This window comes from Pseudomonas sp. A25(2017), assembly GCF_002001065.1.
GTDB classification, from domain to species: Bacteria; Pseudomonadota; Gammaproteobacteria; order Pseudomonadales; family Pseudomonadaceae; genus Aquipseudomonas; species Aquipseudomonas kilonensis.
Window position 1 is genome coordinate 1 of sequence record NZ_MUOA01000119.1, and the last position, 9,228, is coordinate 9,228.

Annotated in this window: 8 protein-coding genes and 1 pseudogene; 4 read left to right on the forward strand and 5 right to left on the reverse strand. The window is 61.0% G+C overall.

Going from position 1 to position 9,228, the window contains the following annotated elements; genetic code table 11:
- Positions 1 to 391 precede the first annotated feature (391 nt).
- Together B0E42_RS27190 and B0E42_RS27195 are read right to left on the reverse strand one after the other, a co-directional pair.
- Positions 392 to 826 carry a DoxX family protein gene (locus tag B0E42_RS27190; RefSeq protein ID WP_018603042.1) on the reverse strand — a complete coding sequence of 145 codons (435 nt, stop codon included), beginning with the start codon at positions 824 to 826 and terminating at the stop codon, positions 392 to 394.
- A 100-nt stretch (positions 827 to 926) separates the two neighbouring features.
- The gene (locus B0E42_RS27195; RefSeq protein WP_077508484.1) at positions 927 to 2,348 is read right to left on the reverse strand and encodes a transglycosylase SLT domain-containing protein; all 1,422 of its coding nucleotides are present in this window, start codon (positions 2,346 to 2,348) and stop codon (positions 927 to 929) included.
- Between the two features lie 235 nt (positions 2,349 to 2,583).
- Between B0E42_RS27195 and B0E42_RS27200 the strand changes: the two genes are divergently transcribed.
- From B0E42_RS27200 to B0E42_RS27210, 3 genes and pseudogenes are all read left to right on the forward strand, one after another.
- Positions 2,584 to 3,393: a TatD family hydrolase gene (locus B0E42_RS27200; protein ID WP_077508486.1), complete on the forward strand. Its 810-nt coding sequence runs from the start codon at positions 2,584 to 2,586 to the stop codon at positions 3,391 to 3,393.
- Positions 3,394 to 3,637: 244 nt separating this feature from the next.
- Positions 3,638 to 5,119: a methyl-accepting chemotaxis protein gene (locus B0E42_RS27205; RefSeq protein WP_077508488.1), complete on the forward strand. Its 1,482-nt coding sequence runs from the start codon at positions 3,638 to 3,640 to the stop codon at positions 5,117 to 5,119.
- Positions 5,120 to 5,377: 258 nt separating this feature from the next.
- A pseudogene (locus B0E42_RS27210) lies at positions 5,378 to 5,596 on the forward strand (terminase); the annotation flags it as partial.
- Between the two features lie 8 nt (positions 5,597 to 5,604).
- Here the strand turns inward: B0E42_RS27210 and B0E42_RS27215 are convergent.
- From B0E42_RS27215 to B0E42_RS27225, 3 genes are all read right to left on the reverse strand, one after another.
- Positions 5,605 to 6,402, reverse strand: a complete 798-nt coding sequence (locus B0E42_RS27215) for an acyl-CoA thioesterase II (protein ID WP_053178554.1) — start codon at positions 6,400 to 6,402, stop codon at positions 5,605 to 5,607.
- A 231-nt stretch (positions 6,403 to 6,633) separates the two neighbouring features.
- On the reverse strand, positions 6,634 to 7,395 hold the full coding sequence (locus B0E42_RS27220; RefSeq protein WP_053178552.1) for a CHAD domain-containing protein: 762 nt from the start codon (positions 7,393 to 7,395) through the stop codon (positions 6,634 to 6,636).
- 105 nt (positions 7,396 to 7,500) lie between these two features.
- Positions 7,501 to 7,791: a hypothetical protein gene (locus tag B0E42_RS27225; protein ID WP_014337256.1), complete on the reverse strand. Its 291-nt coding sequence runs from the start codon at positions 7,789 to 7,791 to the stop codon at positions 7,501 to 7,503.
- 207 nt (positions 7,792 to 7,998) lie between these two features.
- On the opposite strand from B0E42_RS27225, the gene B0E42_RS27230 reads away from it, so the two are divergent.
- Positions 7,999 to 9,036 carry a patatin-like phospholipase family protein gene (locus B0E42_RS27230; RefSeq protein WP_018603025.1) on the forward strand — a complete coding sequence of 346 codons (1,038 nt, stop codon included), beginning with the start codon at positions 7,999 to 8,001 and terminating at the stop codon, positions 9,034 to 9,036.
- The last annotated feature ends 192 nt before the right edge of the window (positions 9,037 to 9,228 follow it).

Genomic DNA, 9,228 nt, shown 5'->3' on the forward strand with positions numbered 1-9,228 from the left:
AGGCCGCCTCGCGGTGGAGGTTGATCTCGGCGCCCCGTTAACCACGCTGGCCGAACGCAGGCATTGTGGAGTGGGCATCCCGGCATGGATGCCGGGATAGCCGCGCTGGGCCATGGATGGCCCTTCGCGGCGGCCCACGGAGCAATGCCGGAGTGAGGGCACACCGAGCCTAAGCGAGGTGCCGAGTGGTGGGGCATATAGCGTTTTGCTTACTTTTGCGCTTCTCAAAAGTGAGCCGCTGTAAGAGCGGAACCATAAGCAGCCGTTACCTAAATAACGGATATACACACCAAAGCAACAAAACCAAAAAACGGCGCTTCCCATTTCTGAAAGAAGCGCCGTTTTTCCGAAGTGAACAGCATCACGTACAAGACGGGTTCAAATCGAGCAATCAGCCCGCGATGGCACGATCGACCGACAGCTTGCCCGCACCTTCGATCAGCACGGCAATACTGCCCGCCAGCAACGCCAGGGCAAACTCATAACCGTTGTTGGCCATGAACAAGCCGTTACCGATGTGCACGGAGAAAATCGCCACCAGCGACAGGAAGGCCAGGCCCAGTGCCGCAGGACGCGCCAGCAGGCCGATGATCAGTGCCAACCCGGCGAAAAACTCAGTACCACCTGCCAGTGTCGCCATCACGTAGCCTGGGGTCAGGCCGATGCTTTCCATCCACTGCGCCGTGCCTGCCAGGCCGTAGCCACCGAACAGGCCGAAGAGTTTCTGCGAGCCGTGGGCGGCGAAAATTATGCCGACGACAATGCGCAGGACCGTCAGGCCGTAGCCAGCGCGGGTAAACAAGACTTTATTGATCAACGAGCTCATGCGGGTTCATCCCTAGGTGTGTGGTTGTTGGTCGCTATATTAATCAAAAAAACTTGTACTAAAAGCGCAAAAAATGCGAGATAAAAATCGAATTAATCGATTATTTACGCTGGGCAACCTTTTGATCTCCAGGCTCCAGCGACTCGCGTTCACGGTCAAACGCCAAGTAGTACTTATTCACACTATTAACGTAGCTGACGGCGCCCATTCCCACCTGCTCCATGGCAATGCGCTCAACCTGAAAGAACCATTGGTTCGGGTTCAGCCCCCGCCGCCGGGCATCGGCTCGCATGCCTTGGACGCGCTCGGGGCCCATGTTGTAGGCGGCCAGGACGAAGGCCATGCGCTCGCGCTCGTTGAGCTTGGGGCTGGCAAAGAACTTGCGGCGGATGAGGGCCAGGTACTTGGCGCCGGCCTGCACATTGGCATCCAGGTTCTGGATATTACCGACCCCGACCCGCTGGGCCGCCGACGGGGTGATCTGCATCAGGCCGGTGGGGCCTGCACCGCTGCGGGCGTTGGGTTGCAGGGCGGACTCCTTGAAGGCCAGGGCCGCCAGGTTGAGCCAGTCCATGCCTTGGGCATCGGCATGTTTTTGCAGCACCGGGCGCAGTTTTTCCAGGCGTTGTCGATTGGCCTGGGCCAACGGATAGTGGACCTGGTACAAACGCCGGTAGATACGCAGGAATGCAGCGTCCTGGTTGGAGGGCACCTTATAGGTCACCAGGAATCGGTCGATGCTCGCCCGCAGCATGGCGGCGTCACGGCGAACGAACCAATACTCGTCACCCGGCTCGCCGATCAGCACCTGGCGGTCGAAGCGCAGCTTGGGCAGGATCTTGCCCCAGCGCTCCGCGATGGGCTGCTCGACGATGGTCAAATGAAAAATCCCGCCCTGGACCATTTCCAGGACATCCTCCACCGCCAGGGTGGGATCGACCCATTCGATCTTCACCGGCGGTAGCTTGAGCAGCGCCAGCTTCTGGTTGATCTGGCCCACGGCGTCGCCCGCTGCGCTGCCGTTGGGCAGGGCCAGGGTCTTGCCGGAAAGTTGTTCCACGCGGGTGTAGCGCTTCTCGCCCTTGATACCCACCAGCAGCAACGGCACGTCGGTACGGATCGGATTGCTGGCGCTGACCGCCTGGCCGGCCTGGGGCTCGAGCAATTCACCCGGCGCCACAAGGTCGCCCTCCCCGCGCTGCAGGGCGCCGAGCAGTTGGTCCTTGGCCTTGGGAATGATCTTGAGGGTGATTTCCTGGCCATCCCGGGCGTGGCCGTTGAGGTATTGCTCGAAAGCACGCAGCCGATGGTATTCGACGCCAATGGGTTGCCCCTGGACTTCACCGGAGCTGTTGCGGCTCTGGTTGACCAACACCTTCAACACACGGCTGCTGCGGATTTGCGCCAGGTCGCGCACCGTGCCCGGCGCCACCGCCTGCACCGGCCCGGGCAGCCGTGCTTCGGCCGGCATTGGCAACAACAGCGAACAACACAACAGTAGCAATACCTGGGGACGTGTCATCCACTCTCCGGAAGGAATACTGCGGACCGCCTCCCTTGAAAACGAGGCTGAGTCGACAGAAACAGAGCGCCTGGGGCGCTGAAAAAGTGCGGAAGACTGGCACAGTGATGGCTTTTATACCAACCCTATGTGTCTCGCGGCCTTAACAGACAGCCTCAACTCGTTGTAGTTCTTGGCTTTTCTTATAAATCTACAGCTCTGATATGCTTTCCAGCCTTTGGGCCGAGGTAGCACCATGCAACTCATCGATATCGGCGTCAACCTGACCAATCCCAGTTTCGCCGACAAACATCAAGCGGTGCTCGAGCGCGCCTATGAATCCGGGGTCTGCCAACTGGTCTTGACCGGCACCAGTATCGAGGGCAGCGAACAGGCTCTGGAACTGTGCCAACACCTCGACGACACGGGTGAGCGGCTGTTTTCCACCGCCGGCATTCACCCCCACAGCGCCAGCGAGTGGACCGCCGACAGCGCCCGGCACCTCAAGGAGCTGCTAATGCACAGCCGCGTGCGCGCGGTGGGCGAATGCGGACTGGATTTCAACCGGGACTTCTCTCCCCGACCGCAGCAGGAAAAGGTCCTGGAAGAACACCTCGCCTTGGCGGTCCAGTTGCAACTGCCGGTGTTCCTGCATGAACGCGACGCCGACCAGCGCTTGCTGGACATCCTCCGGGATTTTCGCGATCAGTTGCCGGCCGCCGTGGTGCACTGCTTTACCGGTGAAAAAAAGGCACTGTTCAGCTACCTCGACCTGGACCTGCACATCGGCATCACTGGCTGGATCTGTGACGAGCGCCGGGGCACGCACCTGCACCCGTTGGTGCGCGAAATTCCCCGCGGTCGGCTGATGCTCGAAAGCGACGCGCCGTACCTGCTGCCTCGCACGCTGCGGCCCAAACCCAAGAATGGCCGCAACGAACCGGCCTACCTGACGGAGGTCCTGCGCGAAGTGGCGTTGCACCGGGGCGAAACCCAGGAAGACCTGGCAGCCCACAGCACCGCCTGCGCCCGGGCGTTTTTTGGTTTGCCCGTCATTTCCGAATAAACACACATCTCCTGTGGGAGCGGGCTTGCTCGCGAATGCGGTGGATCAGCAAATACAATAGTGACTGACTCAACGCATTCGCGAGCAAGCCCGCTCCCACAAGGGGATCTGATTGTCTGTGGGCCCACACCAAAACCCAGGGCTCGGTGTTGTCTGTTGACCCACATCAAAATCCCGTCACCTGAGTAGCGGCAGAATAATGGCACCTTGCCAATTCTGTTTCCGCTATCAGAGAAGACCTTCCATGGGTGCCTGGCTTAGCAATATCTCGTTGAAATACAAATTCTGGGCGGTCAATGCGGTCGCCTTTGTCACCACGTTGCTGCTGGTGCTCTACGCGGTGCACCTCGAACAACAGGCGCGCAACCACGCAGCCCAGGCGAATGCCCAGGCCCAGGCACACGTGCTCGCTGCCTGGCCGGCCAGCCAACCCCTGCCCAAGGCCGATGACCTCCTGGTATTCCAGCGCGACCAAGTCCCAGTGTTCAACGAACAACCATTGCCTTCACTGGCCCAGGCCAACGGCTGGGTCAAACTCGACACCGCGCTGCTGTTTGGCGACGACCCGCTGCTGGGCGCCCAAATGATCCGTCGAGGTGACGGCCAACAAATCGCCGTGCTGGCCCAAGGTGTGAGCCTGAGCCAAGTATTCGGTGAACGCTTCAGCCAATACGCCGCGGCCGTGTTCGTGTTGATGCTGGCGATGCTGGGCGCCTCGCAACTCTTGATCCGTTTTCTGCTCAGCCAGCTCAACACACTCAAAGACGTGATGCTGCACGTGGAAAAAACCGGTGACCTGTCCGCCCGCGTGCCCCTGGCCTGCAAGGACGAAGTGGGTCAGATGGCGGCGGCGTTCAACGCCATGCAGGCCGGTTATCAACGGGTGGTCGACACCGTTGCCAGCACCGCCCGGCAGTTGGACAGCGGTGCAGCGCGCCTGGCGTCGAGCATGAACGATGTGCGCCACGGCATGCTCGGCCAGCAAAGCGAAACCGATCAGGCGGCCACGGCGATCAACGAAATGTCCGCCACGGTTTATCACATCGCCCAGCATGCCGGCGCCACCCGCGACCTGTCGAAAACCGCCGACACCCTGGCCGGCAACGGTCAGGAAGTGGTCGGTCGGGTGCAGCAGTCGATCACCGGGCTGTCTTCGGGTGTGCAGCAGACCGCCGAAATGATCCAGCGCCTGGCCGAAGACAGCCAGAAGATCAACGGGGTGGTCAGCGTGATCCACAGCATCGCCGAACAAACCAATCTGCTGGCCCTGAACGCGGCGATCGAAGCAGCACGGGCTGGAGAAATGGGCCGGGGTTTTGCCGTGGTGGCCGACGAGGTGCGCAACCTGGCCAAGCGGGTACAGACCTCCACCGATGAAATCACCACCATGGTCTCGGCCCTGCAGGCCGGGACTCGAGACGCGGTGGACTTCATGCAGGAGAGCTCGCTCAAGGCCGACGATTGCGTGCAACAGGCCCGCGAGGCCGGCGATGCGTTGGCACAGATCACCGCAGCGGTGGCGCAAATGCGCGAGAGCAACACCCAGATCGCTGTCGCGGCCGAACAGCAAAGCCACGTCGCCGAGGAAATGAACCGGGCAGTGGTGAGCATTCGCGACGTGACCGAGAACACCGTGCGCCAGACCGTCGACTCAGCCACCACCAGCCACGAATTGGCGACGTTGGCGGGCGAGTTGAGCAAGGCGATTGGGCAGTTGAAACTGTAGAACGCTGGCTTGCCCTAGTCCCACTGTGGTGAGGAGATTCTCTCTGTGGGAGCAAGGCTTGCCCGCGATGGGGGCACCTCGGTTCACCAAAGACCGCATCGCGCCCATCGCGGGCAAGCCTTGCTCCCACAGATAAGTCCCTAGCCACAACAGCAAAACTGTATGGCCGCCTATCGCTTCGATAGCCAACCGCCATTCGCCGCCCCGCCCGACCGGACCTATCCTTGGATTATTCAGTTTCATTCAAGGAACAGCATCATGGGCAAACGTCACCCCAATCTTCCGGCCTGGCAATGGCGCACCTACCCAGACAATCATCGGCACCCCACCAACCTGGTGTTGCACCTGATTGCCGTGCCGCTGTTCATCATCGCGTTTCTGCTGATTGTGTCGGGGGTGTTCAGCATGAGCCTGGGCGATGTCGCCATCGGCATCATCGGCCTGCTCGCGGCACTCGGGCTGCAGCACCATTGTCACGTAGAGCCTTAACCGAAAATAGTGACCGTCTGCCGACTCAGGGCGATCAAGCGGCCATCGGCGCTCCAGAACTTCGCGGCGACATGGCCGTAGCCGTCCTGGGCATGTTCGATCTCGGCCAGGTACTTGCACCAGTCCAGTGTCGTGAGCGCCAGCAGCGGCTGGACGAACTCGATGGTCCACGTGAGCGTGCTGCCCGGGGCCATTTGCGAAAGGTGAGGCAACAAGGCCGGCGGCCAGGCGTCCACCAAGGCCAGGATATGACTTTCGTTCAGCGGCTCCTCCAGCACATCGCCGCGCAAGCGCACCCAGCCGCCCATGCTGCGGGACTTGTTGCCGCTGAACGGCAAGCCGCCAACGCTCCAGCGCATCGCCAGGTGCCGCATGAATTCCGGGGTCATGCCCTTGACGTAAGGCAGTTCCTGGCACTGCTCCACGCTTTTGAACTCTGGCGCGGGATCGGCCTGCACCGCCACCACGGATGAGCGCGATGCGCCGAAACTGCCTTGCACCACGGTCACCACCTGGCCGTTCTGCACCGCGCGCCCCAGCACCTGACTCACTGCCTTGCCTTCACGCAATACGTCGACTTCAAAACTGACAGGCACGTCAGGCTCGACCGGGCCAACAAAGGTGATCGCCAGCGAACGCACCGGGCGATCCGCCGGCACTTGGGCACGCATCGCCTCATATTGCAGTGCCGCCACCAACCCGCCAAAACTGGCCCGACCCTGGCCCCATTCAGGCGCGATGCTCACCGCACCTGGCTGCCGGCGTACGGCATCGATCAAATCGGAAAAGCGCATGACGACCTCGAAAACAGGGAAAAGGATGAAGGAATCTTAACCAGCCCGGGCTGGCGGCACAGGGCTCATTCCGGCCAAAGAGACTGACAGAAAAGCCGCGAGCCTGAATCCTACAAATATCCTATGTGGGAGCGAGCCTGCTCGCGATAGCAGTGGGTCAGCTTGCAGATTTATTAACCGGTCCACCGCTATCGCGAGCAGGCTCGCTCCCACAGGGATTACTGGTGGGAGTCAGGATTTTTCGAAGCAACTCGCAATCAGCTTGTCGAGCACCTTGTCGGACTTGGCCTCGGCCTTGTCCATCGTGGCGTGCCAGGTGGGCACACAAGCGTGCAGATCGGTTTCTTCCTTGGCCCTGGCCAGCCATTGCCAGCAATCGTGCCAATCGCCCAGCGCGGCCTGGGCGGACTTAAGCCGGGGCATGGCTGCTTCAGGCAGGCGGTCGAGTTCAGGGTAGGCTTCGATGGCGTAGCGCACGCGCTTGATCAGCAGGCGCAGTCGATGGCGGTCATGGGCTGGATCGCGCAGGGCTTCGCCGAGTTTCTTCCACTGTTTGTCCAGACGCTTTTCAATGCGTTTGCGCAAGCCCTCCAGCAACCCCTCACGCTGGGCGGCACGAATGAAGCGCGGGAAGGCATCGAGGATCATCAGCAACTGCGCCAGTTCAACACTCGCGGCCACGGCGGGATAAGCCTCAGCCATTTGCACCTGGCGTCGCCGCGCCGCCTCGGCCTGGCCATGCTGCTCCAGGTAAGCGGCCAACACTTCCCGGTCGCGCAAGGGCGTGGTCAGGGTGCCGACCGCCGAAGCAGCCGTCTCCAGCTGTTCGACGCCAGGCAACCCACGCAATGGGCGAAGCAGGCTGCGCAAACGGCGAACCGTGGTGCGCAGGTCATGCAGCGCTTCGCTGTCGGTATGGGCATTCAAGCGGGCCTGACAGGCCAACAGGCGGACTTCCAGGCCCAGTATCCGGGCCACCAGCCGATCGATCATGGACGTACTCCGTACACAGCGTTGAGCGTCAAGCCGCAAGCTACAAGTGAAAAACGATTCTGCGTCCTTCCCTTGTAGCTTGCAGTTGATTGCTTGTCGCTGCCTTTATCGTCCGGCGCGGGACTCGCGAATGTAGAAACGCGCCTTCTCGGCTTTCTTGGCGCAGCCTTCGAACGCTTCGAATTGCTGCTGGGTCTTGGCGCCCGTCAGCAGGGACAGGGCCTTGGAGTAGCTGACGGTGCCGGCAAAACCTTCGGCCTTGGCCAGGTCCAGCTCACGCCAGGCGCTGTCGAGTTGGCTACCGCAGCTGTCACGGTAAGCGGTTTTGCCTGCGCAACCGGCCAGGGCCAGAACCATCAGGGATGCCACCAGGGGCAGGCAGATCCGGGCTTTCATCGATTACACCTCAAGTCAGAAAAACAGTCGTGCTGGTAAGACGGTCGCGCCGGCAAAAAGTGCCAAGCCCCGACCGTGTAAATTCAGTGTGGATGAGAATACGCAAATGCCACGCTGGCGTGTCAAAAAACGACGCCTGCGCCACAACGATTGAGCCGAGCCGTCGATGGGTGCATTGTTGAAGTCTGTTCGACAAGAGGCCGGGTCATGACAAAACGTGTCGCATTGGTATTGGGCTCCGGTGGCGCCCGGGGCTATGCCCATATCGGGGTGATCGAAGAAATCGAACGACGAGGCTACGACATTGCCTGCATCGCCGGTTGTTCCATGGGCGCTGTCGTCGGCGGAATCTATGCCGCGGGCAAGCTCAAGGATTACCGCGACTGGATCGAAAGCCTCGACTACCTGGATGTCCTGCGGCTGGTGGACGTCAGCTTTCGCCTGGGGGCGATTCGCGGTGAGAAAGTTTTCGGGCAGATCCACAAGATCGTCGGCGACATCAATATCGAGGACCTGCGCATTCCCTACACCGCTGTCGCGACCGACCTGACCAACCAGCAGGAAATCTGGTTCCAGGAAGGTTGCCTGCATCAGGCGATGCGCGCCTCGGCGGCGATTCCCAGCCTGTTCACCCCCGTGATGCAAGGCAACCGCATGTTGGTGGATGGCGGCCTGCTCAACCCATTGCCGATCGTGCCGGTGGTGTCGAGCCACTGCGACCTGATCATCGCGGTCAACCTCAACGCCACCAACCAGAAACAGTATCGATTACCGGTGATCCCGCGCCCCGCCGCGTTCCGGCGCCGCTTCGACACCCTGGTCAGCTCCCTGGGTTCGCGCCTGCCGTTTCGCCGCAAACAGGCCGAGCAGCTGTTGCTGCTGGAGCAGGAAGCCTTGAAGGCCGAAGCGGCGGACATCAACCCGTGGATCGACTCGGCCGAGCCTGAAGGCCAACAACCGGCCGCCGCGCCAGAGAACGAAGGCGCACCGAAATCCGCCACCGGCTCGTTCATCATCGACAACGTTGGCCCGGCGTCGTTGCTGGACTTGATCAACCAGAGCTTCGAAGTGATGCAGACCTCGCTGGCCCAGTACAAGATCGCCGGTTACCCGCCGGATGTGCTGATCAACGTGCCGAAACGGGTGTGCCGGTTCTTCGAGTTCTACAAGGCGCCGGAGTTGATCGCGTTGGGGCGGGAGATTGCCAGCGATACTTTGGATCGGTATGAGAGTGACCAGAACTGAATGTGATCGCAGGCCTCCTGTGGCGAGGGGATTTATCCCCGCTGGGCTGCGAAGCAGCCCCAAAAAAGCTTCAGACATGATTTTTACCTGACACACCGAGTGTTCAGGTTTTAGGGCTGCTTCGCAGCCCAGCGGGGATAAATCCCCTCGCCACAACAGTGCTTGGCTTGAAACTTTTTGGCTAAACAGCAC